At 43.0% G+C, this 15,415-nt stretch carries 14 protein-coding genes; 4 read left to right on the top strand and 10 right to left on the bottom strand.

Annotated features, from left to right (window positions below; all coding sequences use genetic code 11):
* Positions 1-17: 17 nt before the first annotated feature.
* From AC0J5Y_RS00925 to ppx, 7 genes are all read right to left on the bottom strand, one after another.
* On the bottom strand, positions 18-587 hold the full coding sequence (locus tag AC0J5Y_RS00925) for a YggT family protein (RefSeq protein ID WP_475131117.1): 570 nt from the start codon (positions 585-587) through the stop codon (positions 18-20).
* Positions 588-708: 121 nt separating this feature from the next.
* Positions 709-1,542 (bottom strand): pyrroline-5-carboxylate reductase, encoded by an 834-nt coding sequence (gene proC, locus AC0J5Y_RS00920; RefSeq protein WP_475131116.1) that lies wholly within the window; start codon positions 1,540-1,542, stop codon positions 709-711.
* A gap of 167 nt (positions 1,543-1,709) precedes the next feature.
* Entirely contained in the window at positions 1,710-3,269 is a 1,560-nt protein-coding gene (gene tilS / locus AC0J5Y_RS00915; RefSeq protein ID WP_475131115.1) for a tRNA lysidine(34) synthetase TilS, read from the bottom strand.
* Positions 3,270-3,304: 35 nt separating this feature from the next.
* Positions 3,305-3,841 carry an IS630 family transposase gene (locus AC0J5Y_RS00910; protein WP_475130061.1) on the bottom strand — a complete coding sequence of 179 codons (537 nt, stop codon included), beginning with the start codon at positions 3,839-3,841 and terminating at the stop codon, positions 3,305-3,307.
* Positions 3,822-4,142, bottom strand: coding sequence for an IS630 transposase-related protein (locus AC0J5Y_RS00905; protein WP_475130059.1), 321 nt, complete (start codon positions 4,140-4,142; stop codon positions 3,822-3,824). Before AC0J5Y_RS00905 ends, AC0J5Y_RS00910 begins: the two co-directional genes overlap by 20 nt.
* Before the next feature lie 156 nt (positions 4,143-4,298).
* The gene (locus tag AC0J5Y_RS00900; protein ID WP_011512548.1) at positions 4,299-5,102 is read right to left on the bottom strand and encodes an acetyl-CoA carboxylase carboxyltransferase subunit alpha; all 804 of its coding nucleotides are present in this window, start codon (positions 5,100-5,102) and stop codon (positions 4,299-4,301) included.
* Between the two features lie 232 nt (positions 5,103-5,334).
* On the bottom strand, positions 5,335-6,861 hold the full coding sequence (ppx, locus tag AC0J5Y_RS00895) for an exopolyphosphatase (RefSeq protein WP_475131114.1): 1,527 nt from the start codon (positions 6,859-6,861) through the stop codon (positions 5,335-5,337).
* A 511-nt stretch (positions 6,862-7,372) separates the two neighbouring features.
* Here ppx and AC0J5Y_RS00890 point away from each other — a divergent pair.
* Entirely contained in the window at positions 7,373-7,783 is a 411-nt protein-coding gene (locus AC0J5Y_RS00890; RefSeq protein ID WP_475131113.1) for an Mpo1-like protein, read from the top strand.
* A gap of 82 nt (positions 7,784-7,865) precedes the next feature.
* Here the strand turns inward: AC0J5Y_RS00890 and hemL are convergent, their stop codons facing one another.
* The gene (gene hemL / locus AC0J5Y_RS00885; protein ID WP_475131112.1) at positions 7,866-9,167 is read right to left on the bottom strand and encodes a glutamate-1-semialdehyde 2,1-aminomutase; all 1,302 of its coding nucleotides are present in this window, start codon (positions 9,165-9,167) and stop codon (positions 7,866-7,868) included.
* Positions 9,168-9,271: 104 nt separating this feature from the next.
* Complete coding sequence (locus tag AC0J5Y_RS00880) at positions 9,272-9,625, bottom strand: zinc ribbon domain-containing protein YjdM (protein ID WP_475131111.1); 354 nt, start codon at positions 9,623-9,625, stop codon at positions 9,272-9,274.
* A 296-nt stretch (positions 9,626-9,921) separates the two neighbouring features.
* Here AC0J5Y_RS00880 and ygfZ point away from each other — a divergent pair, with 296 nt between their 5' ends.
* Together ygfZ and AC0J5Y_RS00870 are read left to right on the top strand one after the other, a co-directional pair.
* Positions 9,922-10,689 (top strand): CAF17-like 4Fe-4S cluster assembly/insertion protein YgfZ, encoded by a 768-nt coding sequence (ygfZ, locus tag AC0J5Y_RS00875; RefSeq protein ID WP_475131110.1) that lies wholly within the window; start codon positions 9,922-9,924, stop codon positions 10,687-10,689.
* Between the two features lie 52 nt (positions 10,690-10,741).
* Positions 10,742-12,085: a D-amino acid dehydrogenase gene (locus AC0J5Y_RS00870; protein ID WP_475131109.1), complete on the top strand. Its 1,344-nt coding sequence runs from the start codon at positions 10,742-10,744 to the stop codon at positions 12,083-12,085.
* A gap of 44 nt (positions 12,086-12,129) precedes the next feature.
* Here AC0J5Y_RS00870 and AC0J5Y_RS00865 read toward each other — a convergent pair whose 3' ends face one another.
* Complete coding sequence (locus tag AC0J5Y_RS00865; protein ID WP_475131108.1) at positions 12,130-14,340, bottom strand: molybdopterin oxidoreductase family protein; 2,211 nt, start codon at positions 14,338-14,340, stop codon at positions 12,130-12,132.
* A 496-nt stretch (positions 14,341-14,836) separates the two neighbouring features.
* On the opposite strand from AC0J5Y_RS00865, the gene AC0J5Y_RS00860 reads away from it, so the two are divergent.
* Complete coding sequence (locus AC0J5Y_RS00860) at positions 14,837-15,040, top strand: CsbD family protein (RefSeq protein ID WP_325243167.1); 204 nt, start codon at positions 14,837-14,839, stop codon at positions 15,038-15,040.
* Positions 15,041-15,415: the final 375 nt, after the last annotated feature.

Below are 15,415 nucleotides of genomic sequence, written 5' to 3'. Positions count from 1 at the left end.
TTTTTAACTTAACTGGCTTAACCCAACATCGGCATAAAGCTTGATGCCAAACCACCGATGAAAATCTCAAGTAGATAAAAGGCAAAAAAGGCAATCATTGGCGATAAATCAATCATCCCTAAGTTTGGCGTAATACGGCGAAACGGTGCCAAAATTGGCTCTGCCAAATTAACAATAATACCGATAAGCGGATGCTGAGACTGTGTAAAAACTACAATCCAGCTAACGATGATAGAACCAATCACCAAGTAGCGACACATACGTAAAAAGTCTAAAACCAAGCTGATAGTACCGGTAAAAAACAATGGGACTGGCGCAATACCCTTATGCGTTAATGCTGCTTTTCCTGCGATATCAATCAGACGAATCAAAAACATCAGCACGATGGCAGCGATACTAATACGACCTTGTGCAACGGTTGGAAAAATACGTCCAAAGACATCGACGATATAAGTCGCTTTATAGGCAGGCGCAATCATAGGATTGCTAGCATCCATCCCTGCAAACTGCAGCATAAAACGAATAAATACCAACATCATGGCGAAGGTGGTGACCAAATCAAAAATTTGCAATAATATATTGTTCATGAAGCGCTACTCAATGTGACATTATTAACAGTTTCTAGGATGACGAATGTCATTATTAGGCATTTATTGTACCCAGTCAAAGGCAGCATTTTATAAAATACCGCTTCTATTATAAAGATGATTATTTGCTCATCTCTTCACTCAAGGCTTGGCTGCGATCGTAACACGCTTGCATGGCTTCACCAATTTGACGCCCAATGTCATTGGCTTGCATTGATTCAATCGCAGCTTGGGTTGTGCCATTTGGTGAGGTCACTTTATGACGTAGCTCGCTTGGCGCATCTTCGCTACCCATTGCCATTTTTGCCGCGCCCAACATGGTTTGCATTGCAAGCGCGGAGGCTTGCTCTTTATCCAAACCTAAAGCCACTGCCCCATCAATCATGGATTCAATGAAGTAAAACATATACGCTGGCGCTGACCCTGATACAGCAGTTACCGCATGCATGTGTTCTTCATTATCAACCCACATGACCAATCCTGATGCTTCCATGAGCGCAGTTGCCAATTGCTTCTGTTCAGCAGAAATATTATCAGTACCGTAAAGACCCGTTGCGCCCATCTGAATCATCGCAGGTGTATTTGGCATCGCGCGGACGATATTGTCATACCCACCCAACATGTCAGATAAAAGCTCAGTTGACAAACCTGCTGCCACTGAAATCACCAGCTGATTGTCTAAGACATCCGCAAAGCTACTGACTACCGCTTTCATCACTTGCGGTTTGACTGCCAGCACCACAATGTCAGCATCGATAACGGCAGCTTTTGCATCAACAGTTGGATCAACCGTGTTCAACCCTTTAGCAGCCAATTGCTCACGCGCCTCCCTACTAGGATCAGCAACAGTAATTAAACTCGGTTTGATGCCGCAGCTGACAAGCCCGCTAATCAAGGCCTGCGCCATATTACCGCCACCGATAAAGCTGATTTTCTTATTATCTAGTACTGACATACATGTCTCCTACTCAAAAAATGCAAAGGCATTCAAACTAACATAATGATAGGTAAAATGACACTCAGTTTACCATACTGCTACTGGTGCTGTTCAGGAAATTCAGCAAGGGAACCGTCGAATTTAGCTGCTGATAACCGCAATATCACACATCACTTCTCTATTATTTAGAGGAGATTACTTGATCGTAAATAGCTGTTCACAGTTGCAGCAAGATGCTTACTATCAGTATTAAACTTAGGATCTGATTTATCTGAGCCTAACACCCAGCGTTCAAAGGGCGATAATAACAATAAAGGCAGCTCTATCGTTATCTCGTCTTCTGCATTTCTAAACGTAACATGCACCACTGCCAAACTCTCACGCATCCATGATGGAATACCTAAGGTTTGATAGAGCTTTTTGCCCGATTGTGGACGCGACGCCAATGCGGTTTGCACACGCTGATTGCGATCTAATGACGCAAAAGTGATCTCAATCTTATCTTTATCGCTTTCCAATAGTGGTGTTACCTCATTTGGCGTAATCTGCACGTGCCAAGTAAATGTATCATCAATACGTAAGGTCATTGAAAATGATTCACTATCCGCTTTATAAGTATCAGCCACAGTAAGATTGAGTAAGGTTGGCTTTTGTTCAATAAGCGGGATTTTGAGCCATGCTAGCCAGTCATTACTAAGCCGATAAAGCTGCTGACGATAACGGCGAATAGTATATGACTGTTTGCGTCCTTGCCAAAGCAGTTCCGTTTGATGATCATGATCATGACGCTGGCTCAAGCTTAATGCGTTATCGACAAGCTGCTTAGCAGGCGGTAATGGCTCATCTTGACCAAGCCAATGATGCAATAATTGGCGCTGGCGATAAAGCGGCAGCTTTTGTAGTTCATCTATATTTAGCACACGCTGGGCAGATGATAGCTGTAATGATATTACCTCTATCTGCTTCAAATCCTTTGCCGCTTGAGCATTAACCGTTAATTGCGCATCGCCTAGTATCTGCGCGCTGCGCGCTATATTATCGATAACGTTAGGATTGTATTTCGCTAATACTGGCATGATGTCACGGCGCAGTCCACTACGCACATTATCACCGCCGTCATTGGTGGGATCATCGATATAAGGCAGCTTTAGGCGCTTAGTATATGAGCTAATACTGGCGCGCTGTATGATGAGCCAAGGGCGCCATAATATGATTCGATGTGCGTCTTGCGTTTGTACATGCCACGGCTGCATACCCGACAGACCATTTACTCCTGCACCTTGAATCAACCGCATCAACACAGTTTCAGCTTGGTCATCAGCATGATGGGCTAATAGTAATACATCATCTTGATTGAGTTGCGCACGCATCACATCATAACGTGCTTGCCGTGCGGCTTGCTCATCATGTCCATTTACGTGTGCTTGCAAAATAGTGCATGGTATCTTTTGAGCCTTTGCCCAGTTAGCAACATGCGCAGCCCAAATAGCGCTATCCGCTTGCAAGCCATGGTTGACATGCAATAGTTGCGGTAAAAATGGCAGTCGACCTTGCTGATAGAGTTGCACACATAGCGCTGCCAGTGCCAATGAATCACGCCCACCACTACAGGCCAGCCAAATTCGCCGACCCTGTAGCTCGCCATACTCAGCCATACTGGTCACTAATGCCTTTGCCAAATTATCGTCAATCGGCAGTTCAGCTATTGGCTCAATAGGATATGGTAGGATTGCACTGCTGCTCATCATTGACCTTATCTCATTAGTTATAGTCAAAGAACTCATAAATCGCCACACAGCCATAAGAAATAGAAGAACAAAGTATCAACACAATCTAACCGCCACTCTTTACGTTTTTGTTTGACCCAAGCCCACATCTGCTCGATAGGATTTAAGTCAGGACTATAAGGTGGTAACCATAAAATAGCGTGACCAGCACTTTCTATGAGTTCAGTTATGTCTTTTCGCTTATGGAATGTTGCGTTATCCATAATGATCACGCTGTCTTTCGGTAGGCTTGGTAGCAGCAGTTGTTCAATCCAACTATGGAATACATCACTATTGACACTGCGATCATAGAGTCCAACAGCGAACAGCTGGTTATTGTAAATAGCACCTATTGCATTGGTTTGGTTTTTAAGCTGCCAGTTGTATTGTCCAAAGCATTTTTTACCTCTCTCAGAGTAACCATGAGGTCTGTTCTCATGAGACTTAAAGCCACTTTCATCAAGGTAGATGACGGGTCTGCCCTCAAGCTCAAACTGTCTTAAGTGTTCAAGAAATATAAGACGTTTTTCATCATCCGCTTTTGGATGCATTAAGCTCTTTTTTTTGAGTGATGCTGATGCGCTTCAAGGCGATGCCTATCGCTCTTTGAGTGCAGTTAAAACGCCGAGCTCGCTCGTGCTGATAGTCATCAGGATGAGCGGCTACATCGGCTCTCAGTAACTCATCGTTTATCTTAGTTGGGGTAAATTGACGTTTTTTACGCTCAGGATATGTTTTCCAACGCTGGATGGTGTTGGTGCTAATTTGATACGCCTCTGCAAGTTGTCGAATGCTATAGCCTTCTTCAAGCTTGCACAGTATCAGTTGTCGGTAGTCTTTTGAGTATGCCATATTATATACTGTAGCGGATTTATGTTTCTTTTACTATAGTATATGAATTAATTGACACAAAAAAACGCGCCATAACATGACACGTTTTTATTTTAACATTAAGCGTAAGCCTCTAGTGCTAAAAGCTGATTGTCACCTATTTAGCCATGGGACATACTAGCAAGGCAACATGACTTCTGAGTTAAATGATTTGAATTTCTCATAACGTAGTTCACAACGCGTATGGGTATCTAAATCTTTCAGCTCATCCAGTTGCTCAACCAATAGAGCTTTTAATGCCGTCATTACTGGCTGTGGCTGAATATGAGCACCTTCACCTTCGTCGATGACCGCATCAATCAAGCCCATTTGATACAGATTGATAGCATTTAACTTTAAGGCTTCACTGGCATCTTGCGCTTTTTCGGCAGTTTTCCATAGAATAGAAGCGCAGCCTTCAGGAGAGATGACTGAATAAATACTATTTTGTAGCATATTCACTTTATCACCAACGCCAATCGCCAATGCGCCACCTGAGCCGCCTTCACCAATAATGGTGACGATGATAGGCACTTTTAAACTAGAAAACACAGCAATGCTTTCAGCAATGGCTTGTGCTTGTCCACGCTCTTCTGCGCCAATACCCGGATAAGCTCCTTGGGTATCGACAAAGGTCATAACCGGAATATTAAAGCGCTCAGCCATTTTGACCAAACGAATGATTTTTCGATAGCCCTCAGGGTTTGCCATACCAAAGTTATGCTCAATACGCTCGCGTGTGCTGCGACCACGGTGTTGACCAACAACCATCACTGGCATACCGTTTAGGCGCGCAAGTCCACCTAGGATTGCCTTGTCATCAGCAAAAGCGCGGTCTCCGTGCAACTCATCAAATTCGGTAAACAGCTGATTTACATAGTCCATAAACAATGGACGTTTGGCATGCCGTGCAAGCTGAACACTATCCCAGACGGTACTCATAGACGATTCCCTTTCTTAGTTATACTTAATAGAGCTATGTTCAATATGGTTATATTTAATAATAACATCGTTATCGGTTTTAGGATAATGAAAGTACAGTTGTAAACTGAATAAAAACTATAATAGCACATCTTATATGCCATAACATTACCGACAACACCGCTTTTGTTATGTTATTTCTAACCGCATTAATCAACCAATTTACTTACTAATAGTCTTAGCTAATAAAAAATTAAACCTCAATGATGCTTAGTTTGACGCCCCATTTGGCAAATTGTTCTATTTCAGTCTGCAAATCAGACAATAAGAAAGCATAGTGCTCGATACTATCACCAACCATGAGTTGCCAGTGATTGTCATCATCTACTTTTAATTCTAATGTCGGTAATTCATAATCACTGCGACTGTGATGTGCCAGTACTGCCAAACGTAGTAGCAGGCACAGATAAATCAGCTGATCGCCGCCGATAGTACACGTCTGCTCTAACATATCTGCTTTGAGCTTACGGCGATGATTGAGCATCAGCTGTGCCATACGTTTTTGGTCGACTTGTGAAAACCCTGGAATATCAGAATGCTCCATCAAATACGCACTGTGTTTGTGATAGCTACTATGAGCAATCGCCAGCCCTATCTCATGTAAAAATGCAGCTCGCCTGAGTAGATCGCCATCTTCTGTACTGAGTCCAAGTTTAGTTTGCACTTGCTCAAAAAGGTGGCGACTGGTTTTGACTACTTGTTTAGCCTGCTTTTTATCGCCTGAATAGCGCTTAATCAGTGCCAATACACTGCGGTCACGTACGTCTTCACTGGCAAATCGTCCAAGCATATCGTACATGACACCTTCGCGTAGCGCGCCATCTGAATAAGTAATAGTATCTACGTCCAACACCTTCATAACTGCTCGTAATACCGCAACGCCTGCTGGAAATACGGCTTTACGGTGCTCTTTGACGCCTTCTAAATCAATGTCGTCAATATTGCCAATTTTAAGCAATAATCTTTCTAACTTTTTAACACCTTTATAAGTGATGCGCTCTTGCTCGTCTGCCCAGCCTTTTGAAACAAGGACGTTACGTACCGCTTTAATCGTACCACTCGATCCAATGGCGCTGCTCCAGCCTACTTTCTGGTAGCGACCATTGATCGCAAGTACTTCTTTGCGCGCAGCCGATATAGCGTTGTTAAAGGCTTCTTTGGTAATTTGTCCATCAGCAAAATACTTCTGGGTAAAGGCAACACAGCCCATCTGTAAGCTCTCGGTCAATAAGGGATCAAACTCTTGCCCAATAATAAATTCTGTTGAGCCACCACCAATATCGATAACCAGACGCTTGTCACTACTGGCATTGGTATGTGAGACTCCTAGATAAATCAAACGCGCTTCTTCTCGTCCCGCAATAATCTCAATAGGCTTGGGTAAGATTTTATTGGCACGGCTGATAAAATCATTGGCATTTTTGGCTTGGCGTAAGGCGTTGGTTGCAACAATACGAATACGCTCCGGAGGCACCGAATCTAGACGCGCCACAAAGCGGCTGAGACAGTCTAAACCTCGCTGCTCCGCTGCTGCACCCAAAATATTATGCTCATCCAGCCCTGCAGCTAACTGAACTTTTTCAGACATAGACACCACTTTTCGCACTTCACCATGATCGAGGCGAGCAATGGCTAAATGAAAACTATTGGAGCCAATATCAATAGCTGCCATCAGTTCATCTTCTGCAAGTGGTGGATTTTTTAGGTTGTCTTTGGGCATAAGTAAGGTCGTTACCGTGTCAGATCAAAAGATAATTAAAAGGGTTTAGGCTTTTAAAATAGAAAGTACATTGGATTAAAGTAAGGACTACCATATACAAAAAAGATAATAATCATATAAACGATGGCAAGTTTTGCCATTAAAACATTTATGCCAAACGCTGGCAAGTAAGGCAGTACAGTAGCCAAGCCTCGGCTAACAACAGAATAGGCAACCTGTAAACTAAAAAAATATAGTCGGTGAAAAGTAATATCGATACAACACGTACTGCTGGTGCAAATTTTTCTTGCTTGCTGTGCCTACGCAGACAGAGGCTGCAAAAAATTTACACCAGCAATACTGTAGCGACTTTAAAGTATTTCAACTATATTGGCTTGCTACTCACGCTATTGTCTATATTATAATAGAGAACAGCTACTTACCAATGAGCTTTATGGTATCAAGCTATTTCATCCTACAAAACAGTCTCATCACGGATAGATGAGACATAATCTGCAAGGAAGTCAAATCGATGAATAACAGCACCACATCAACATCACCAGCTAAAGTCCCAGCAGCTAAAAAACTCAGCCAAACCAATCTGCTAACAATGGCCAGCTTAAACAAACCATCATTTTACGACTTTTATCTTGATGAGCATCAAAACATGGGGTGTCGTCGATTACATTTTGCAGGCAGTAGTTTTGGGTTAATCGGACTGGCAAAATCTGTTAAGAGCCGTTCAGTGAAGCCTCTGCTTAAAGGCGTTTTCGCAGGATATGGCTGTGCTTGGATTGGACATTTTTTCTTTGAAAAGAATAAGCCCGCCTCTTTTAAATCCCCATTAAAAAGTTTTGCCAGTGATTTTCGTATGTATGCGGATGTGCTGCGCGGTAATTTAAGCTTAATAACTAAGAAGCTCGATAAAATACGGACACACTAAGACTCGTATTTATTATCAATAAAAAAACCAGCATGATCTCTCATACTGGTTTTTTTAAGCATGTGAGTCTTAGATAAACCCGTTACGCTTTTGCCATTTCTGCAAATATCTCATCAGCGGCTTTAATAGACGCTTCGATATCTTCGTCACTATGCTTGATAGACATAAAGCCGGCTTCATAAGCAGACGGTGCAAGGTAGATACCGCGATCAAGCATACCGTGGAAGAAAGTGTTAAACACATCCATATCACACTCAGTCACGTCATCAAAGTTTTGCGGTACTGCTGTGTCAATGTCTTTGACAAAGAACATACCAAACATACCACCCAATTTATTGGTACGCATATTGATGCCATGCTTGTCAGCAGCCGCTTGGAAGCCCTCAACCAAATGATCTACTTTCGCTGCTAGCTCTTCATAGAAACCCTCGGCAGTTAAGTCTTCAAACATCGCTATACCAGCGCGCATCGCTAATGGATTACCAGATAACGTACCTGCTTGATACACGCCGCCAAGTGGCGCGATACAAGACATGACGTCTTTTTTGCCACCAAAAGCACCAACAGGTAGACCCGCACCAATGATTTTACCAAAGCAGGTTAAGTCAGGGTCGATACCAAAATGCGCTTGCGCACCGCCAAGTCCGACACGAAAGCCGGTCATCACTTCATCAAAAATCAATACTGCGCCATTCGCTGTACACTCTGCACGCAACGTATCATGGAACTCTTGGCTCGGAATCACCATGTTCATGTTACCAGCGATAGGCTCTAAGATCACGCAGGCAATCTCATTACCCCATTTCTCAAAACAATCTTTAATCGCTTGTGGGTCATTATAAGGAATGGTAATCGTGTGCTTGGCAAAATCTGCTGGCACGCCTTTTGATGTGGGCTCACCAATATCCAGCATGCCTGAGCCTGCTTTTACTAGTAGACTATCTGAATGACCATGGTAGCAACCTTCGAACTTGACGATTTTGTCGCGCTGAGTATAACCACGTGCCAGACGAATCGCACTCATGGTCGCCTCTGTACCTGAGCTGGTCATACGGATCATTTCAACACTCGGAACGATTTCACAAATCTTATCGGCAACGGTGGTTTCAAATGGCGTTGGCGTCCCAAAGCTTAGACCGTCATCAGCGGCTTTTTTGACCGCATCAATGACTTTTGGATGGGCATGACCCAAAATCATTGGGCCCCAAGAGCCAACATAATCGATATAAGCATTGTCTTCGGTATCATAAATCTTGCTGCCATTGGCGCGGTGCATAAAAATTGGCGTACCACCGACCCCTGCAAAAGCACGGACAGGCGAGTTGACACCACCAGGGATATGTTTACGGGCTTGCGCGAATAGCTGTTCGTTTTTAGTGCTCATCGTTATTCTCTACTTAATTATTTTTTATTTAGTGATTTGTATTATTTTATTAAGAGTAAATCTGCTGCGTCATTATTATCAGCTTTTAAATCAAGCTTTGTCATTTATGCCTTTTTAACCACAGATGATTTAAGCTTCATCGGACCATAGCCATCAAGTTTACAGTCGATATCGTGACCATCGGTAGCGTCTGGCAATAGACGAATGCTTTTTGCTTTCGTTCCTACTTTGATGATGGTTGAAGAGCCTTTGACTTTCAAATCTTTAATGACGGTCACGGCATCGCCGTCTTGCAATTCATTTCCAACGGCATCGCGAATGACCATATCTTGATCTTCAGATTGTGCTACATCGGTTTCTGCCGCTGTCCATTCATGAGCACACATTGGGCATACTAGTAACGCACCATCTTCATACGTATATTCAGCATCACATTTCGGACAATTTGGTAAGCTCATAATTCCCTCGGCAGCCATCATACATTAGGTTTATTCCAGAGCTTATATTGTACCGTAACTCGTCATCTTTAACCAATTTGTGCGCTTGAAAACCGCTGGCTGTGCCCAATTTAACGCGTGATAGCCATCTTAACGATGACGTTTTTTATGAGGGTGTTTTTTATGGTACTCTTCTTAACCTTATATGATTTTATAGTTGTCTGTCTTCTTACAAACATCTGATATACCACTTTAATCACCCTTACTTTCAATCTTTAACGATTTATAAAAAACCTCTTATTAGAAGGGTAATAACAATGACTCAATCTATCAATGCAGCGGTATTGCCGCAGTTTTCCCAATTGACTATCCAAGGCGAGGATGCTGAAAAATTCTTACAAGGACAATTAACTTGTGACGTCACCAAGCTCGGACTTAGTTATCAAGCCACAGCCATCTGTAATTTAAAAGGTCGCATAGAATTTGGTATCTGGATTAAAAAACAGGCTGAAAAGCATTTTGATGTGGTCATCAGTGCCGATTGCGCTGAAGCTTTCCAAGGACATTTAAAAAAATTCGGTGCCTTTTCAAAGTTTGATACCAGTGCTCCGACCCCTATTTATCCTTGTGTTATTGATAAAGTGCCGACTTTTAGCCATCAGGACGACCTCAATACATCTAAGAATAATCAAGCTTGGATGCAGTCTAGTATCACGACTGGTAACTATTGGATAGTAGCGGCAACGCAAGGCGAATTCCAACCACAAGAGTTGCGTCTGCATCAACGCGGCGGCATGGATTACGATAAAGGCTGTTATTTGGGTCAAGAAGTCATCGCACGTATTTATTTTAAATCAGCCCCGAAAGCGTTTTTGCACTATGTAAAAGGAACAAGTGTAAAAGGCTCAGGTATGACTCCTGCCGCTGGTGAAAAACTGGATAAAGTACAAGTGGTCAATGCGATTACTACTAGTGAAGGCTTTGAGGCATTGGTCGTGGCTCGTCCAGAACTGTTGGCTGAAAGTAGCCTGACCATATTGGATTTACCGCCAGCGTTACAAGCGGATGTTGCTCGCCCCAAGTAATACCAGATAACAACGCTCTCATCTAATTTCATCAATCGTAGCAGAGTAATCTATGACCCATATTGCGATACTCGGAGCAGGCGTGGTGGGTGTGACCACCGCATGGTATCTACGCCAAGCAGGCTATGATGTGACCGTGATTGAGCGTGAGTCAGCGGCAGGTATGCAAACCTCATTTGCCAATGGCGGACAGATATCAGTCTCGCATGCGACCCCTTGGGCAAATCCTACTGTACTGATAAAAGCACTCAAATGGTTGTTTCGCGAGGATGCACCGCTGCTTTATCGATTGCGTGCTGATAAGGCGCAAATTAAATGGGCGATGCAGTTTTTGCAAGAGTGCCGTGCAGATCGTGCTGATGCAAATTTGGTACAAATGGTACGCTTAGGATTGTACTCACGCGATGCTTTACAACAATTACGTACTGATATTGGCATTGATTATGAACAGCAAACGCGCGGTATCATGCATTTTTATACCAATCAAGCTGAGTTTAATGCTGCGATAGCACCTACAGAGCGTATGCAGGCGCTCGGCTGCGAGCGTTATGTGATTGACATCAATAATGCCGTTAGTCTCGAGCCAGCACTTTATCCCATTGCGCATAAGCTCAAAGGCGCAACGTATACCAGCCATGATGAGTCAGGCAATGCCCATTTATTTACCCAGCGTTTAGCGGAACGCTGCGCCGAGGCTGGCGTTAAGTTCTTATATGACACTGAGATTTTAGCAATTAATACGGATGCTGACTCTGCGCGTCCGCACGTACATAGCATTACCATTCGACCCAAAGGCGAGAACGCTCAAACCTTTAGCGCTGATAGTCATGTATTGGCGCTTGGTAGTTATAGCGTCGCCTTAATGAAACCCCTTAATATGCATCTGCCTATTTTCCCTGCTAAAGGCTACTCAGCCACTTATCAAATTAATCCACGAGCACCGCATCTAGCGCCCTTTGTCAGTCTGATTGATGATGAGTTTAAACTGGTGACTTCACGTCTTGGTGATAAATTACGAGTGGCGGGGACAGCAGAGTTTAACGGCTACAACTTAGATTTGAATACCATACGCTGTGAGGCCATCACTCGCCGTGTGCAGCAATTGTTTCCCAAAGGCATTATTGCCGACTCTGTACAATATTGGACAGGGTTACGACCAATGACGCCCTCAAATGTACCCTTAATAGGACGCGCGCATATGGGTAAAGTCCGACATGGTAGTCGAAATATTGACGCCACTTTTGATAATTTATGGCTCAATACTGGTCATGGCACGCTTGGCTGGACGCATGCATGTGGTTCGGCTAAAGCGATGAGCCTATTGATACAGGGTGAGACACCGCCAGTCGATTTTGATTTTGTTGGTGTAGAAATGCCAAAAAAGGCACTGATATAAGCACCTTTTTTATTTATATGTAAGACTTTTATTCTAGAACTATTTTATGCAGCGCTACCCGACTCGGCTTTTGAATGTGACGAAGAGTTTGAACTGTCTGACCCAGCATTTTCTGCATGTATAGCTTCCAATTGCACAGGGACGCCATTTACAGCGGCATTACCGCTTAGCTCATCAATCAACGTATCATCTGTCAGATCATTCACACTGACGCCTGCATGCGCTTGAGCGATTTGTTGCTTAACGCCTTTACGACCGTGACCAAAGCCATGTGGGATACTCACGACATTTGGCATCAACTCATCAGTGATTTCTGCTGCAACAATCACGCTACCGACGCGCGAGGTGACTTTCACGTCTTGACCATCCTCAATACCATATTGTGCAGCAGTGTCAGGATGCAGCATGAGCGTACAGCGCGGCTTACCTTTTACCAAGCGATAGCTGTTATGCAGCCACGAATTATTACTACGTACATGGCGACGACCTATCAATAAAATCTCGCTGTCATTATAATCTTGCATACTCGCTTGCACGCGGGCAAGATCTGCTTGGTAAAAATCGACATTCAGATGAATCTGCTGATCTTTATGTTGTAACGCTTGCGGCAACATGGTTTTAAGCGGTCCTAAATCAAGACCATGAGCATTTTTCTTGAGCTTGTTCAGTGTCATGCCAGCATAAGGTCCACGCCGCAATCCTTGATCGAGTATAAATTTTGGTCCTAACCGCTTTATGAATAGCCGTTCAGCTTTGGTTGCTAAAGACGCTTTTTTATCCAAGCGCTTTGCCAGCTCTAGATAAATTTGCCAATCATGCTTTGCGTTCTTATTTTTACGAAACAAAGCTTTCGAATATTTAGCAACGTTATGTATGGCAAAATTATTAAAGGTAACATCATAATGGTCGCGCTCTAGCGGTGAGACTGGCGGCAAAATAATATTAGCATGGCGACTGGTTTCATTGACAAAATAATCAATGGCGACCATAAAATCCAGCTTTTCAAAGGCTTGATCTAATTTTTCGCCATTGGGTGTACTCAAGACAGGATTACCTGCTACCGTCATAAAGCCTTTTAATTGCCCCTCACCTTCGATCAATATCTCATCACTCATGGCAACCACGGGATATTCACCATTAAAGTCAGGTAGCTTGCTGACGCGACTATGACGCTTACCTAAATACCCCGGACCAGAATTACTCACCACATCGACTGCAGCATTCGGGAACATCAAACCACCCACTTCGTCCAAGCGCCCTGTCACGATATTAATAACCATAGACAAATACTGGCTTAATAAACCGAACTCCTGCACGGATATACCCATCCGACCATAGCAAACCGAGCTTTTTGCTTCACAGAATTCTGTGACCAGTCGCTTGATGTCAACCGCAGTTATGCCCGTAATAGCGGCAACTGATTCTGCACTATAGTCTTTGGCAAAATCTGCCAGTTGCCCGATTTCTGGCGCGAGTGCTGCGGCTCTATTATTGGTGCTAGCTTTATCAGCATAGCCTTGCAAATAAATCTCATTGAGCATCGCTAATAATAGCAACACGTCAGTCGCTGGACGAATAAAGTGATGCTCGCTTGCAATATCAGCGGTTTCGGTACGTCTTGGATCGATGACGACGACTTTGCCACCACGTGCTTTAATGTCTTTTAGCTTTTGGCGCATATTTGGTGCTGTCATGATACTGCCGTTAGACGCTAGCGGATTGCCACCGATGATGAGCATATACTGAGTACGGTTGACATCAGGTACTGGAATGCGCAGCATATGCCCAAACAGATGCATGCTAACGATATGGTGCGGTAATTGATCGACCGAAGTGGCAGAGAAGCGACTGCGCGTTTTAAGACTGCCTAATAAATGCTTGATCGTCAGCATATTGCCCAGATTATGTACGTTGGGATTTCCCAAATAAACACCAAAAGCATTTTGGCCATGTTGTTTTTGCACTGCGCCAATACCAGCTGCAACTTTATCTAATGCTTCAGTCCAGCCAATTTCTTTCCAGCCTTTAGTCATTCTTTCAACAGGATGACGCAAGCGGTCAGTATCCTCATGCAAATCTTGCAAGGCAGTCGCTTTTGGGCAAATATACCCTTTAGAAAATGGATCGCTCTTATCCCCTTTAATCGATAAAACCTTTTTGCCATCGTGCTTTATCTCGATACCACACATTGCCTCACACAGAGTACAGGTTCTAAAATGCGTCTGCTCTTTGGATTTGGTTTGGTCAGTCGCCACGGTCACGCTCCCTGTTTTATATTGTCATTCTCAATAAATCGATACTACATTCCTTTTCAAGACTTTGATTACTGACAGTCTATTCTCTACTATATCTCGCTGATACCATAACTCATAGTCAAATGTGTGCACTGTAGTTATGCCCCTTGGTTACGTACCTCACTGACAAAACATCCTCATGATTACATAACTAGCCTGCTCATAACATAGTCATGATTTTTTTTATAATTGAGCAACAGTATCAACATTGTCCATACAGACAAAGCATTTTGAAATTCATATATTAGTAGCACAAGTTAGCCATTGGCTATTTGTAATATAGTTAAGTCATTTATAATGCACTATATAAGAAATAAGCTATTTAACAGCAATACTGTACTAGCAATAAGAATCATAGATAATAATTTGGATACTAAAGCGTGATGCAACCTGTTGAATTAATTTTTAAATAACAGCTACTGTAAAAGACGCAATAACTAAAACAAGGATAATAGCAATGAATGAACATACTCTAAAAGGCGAATGGAACCAAGTAAAAGGCTCAGTAAAGCAGAAATGGGCTGACCTTACTGATGACGATTTATTACATGTTGAAGGTAGTCGTGATAAGCTCGTTGGTAAAGTACAAGAGCGTTATGGTCATAGTAAAGATGATGCTGAGCGTGAAGTAGATGCATGGCGTACTGAAAATAAATACTAGTAAATAGTGATTCTTGTAGAAGAATTAAGATTAAACTTTTATAGGCAAATTATTTAAACGAAAACCGCATTAGAAACTAATGTGGTTTTTTTATGCTTGATGCATCAGCAGATACCTATCATGGACAAACCTCAGATACGATAAAACCGCATAGCAATTAATTGTTATGCGGTTTTATCGTTAACTATCCTTGTTACCCATCACGGCTCTAATCGCTGCATCCTTGCAAGATATTGAGCATATTGTGACAGTTGGGCATCCTGCCCTTTTTACTACTAGTGGCATTATCTGCCTGCAACACGGGTTATGTGTCCTTAATCCAATTGCTATTATCATCCTGATGCCAGCCGTTGAAATATTATCCTTAATACGGTC

It is taken from the genome of Psychrobacter sp. TS_SC_6 (genome assembly GCF_056156305.1).
The sequence above is the reverse complement of the archived record's forward strand: the minus strand, read 5'-3'. Positions and strand labels throughout refer to the sequence as shown.